We start from the raw sequence: 1,008 nt of genomic DNA, 5'->3' as shown, positions 1-1,008 counted from the left end.
GTGCCTGCCGCTTCGCCGCAGACAACGCGTTTGATGTGCCCGCCGAACATGCTGCACACAATGACGGGCACGCTGTTTTCCTGCGCCAGCGTAATGGCCGTGGCGTCCATGACCTTGAGGTGGCGGCGCAGCGTCTCATCGTAGGAGAGCTGATCGAAGCGTACCGCGTCGCTGTATTTCATGGGGTCCTTGTCGTACACGCCGTCCACCTTGGTGGCCTTGATGATGGCGTCGCACTTGAGTTCCGTGCCGCGCAGGGCCGCCGCCGTGTCGGTGGTGAAATAGGGATTGCCCGTGCCCGCCGCACAGATGATGATGCGGCCCTTTTCCATGTGGCGAATGGCGCGACGATGAATGTAGGGTTCGCAAAGCTCGCGGATGTCGATGGCCGAAAGCACGCGCGTGGGGCAGTCCATTTTTTCGAGGGCGTCCTGCACCGCCACCGCGTTCATGACGGTGGCAAGCATGCCGATGTAGTCGGCATTGGAGCGATCCATGCCCTTGGCCGAGCTGGACAGTCCCCGGAAGATGTTGCCGCCGCCGATGACCAGCGCGAGCTGCACGCCCAGCTTGGCGACGTCGGCGATCTCCTTGCAGATGCTGTGTACGGTGTCGGGATCTATGCCGCTGCCTTTTTCACCGGCCAGAGCTTCGCCGCTCAGCTTGAGCAGCACGCGCCGGTATTTGAGTTCGCTCATCGTCATCCTCTTGTGGAATCAGGGTGTCGGGAATCGTCCGCCTCGGGCAGGCCGTGATCGTAGGGCGCGCCCCAGCCTCCCTCGTGAATGCGGACATATTTGAGAAACGTGTAGAACGCCGTGTGCGCGGCCATGAGAAAGCCCGCCCGGCCGTCGAGAAGGCCGAGCTTGCGCACATACATGTCGACAAAGCGCCACAGGCCATGGCCGAGGCCGACGAGCACGCCGCCCTTGCGGCCCTGCGCTTCGAGATCGCGCGCGCCGCGTTCGGCGTAGTCGTTGAGCTTGTCGAGCTGATTTTGGAAGCTGC

Annotated in this window: 1 protein-coding gene and 1 pseudogene; both read right to left on the bottom strand. The window is 63.0% G+C overall.

The window, feature by feature from the left end; genetic code table 11:
• Positions 1-698 (bottom strand): UMP kinase (gene pyrH / locus ACZM96_RS10710; protein WP_489489044.1); only part of this gene is annotated, 698 nt, incomplete at its 3' end.
• A 2-nt stretch (positions 699-700) separates the two neighbouring features.
• Positions 701-1,008 (bottom strand): annotated as a pseudogene (locus ACZM96_RS10705) (hypothetical protein); the annotation flags it as partial.

It is taken from the genome of Mailhella sp. (genome assembly GCF_057866825.1).
The sequence above is the reverse complement of the archived record's forward strand: the minus strand, read 5'-3'. Positions and strand labels throughout refer to the sequence as shown.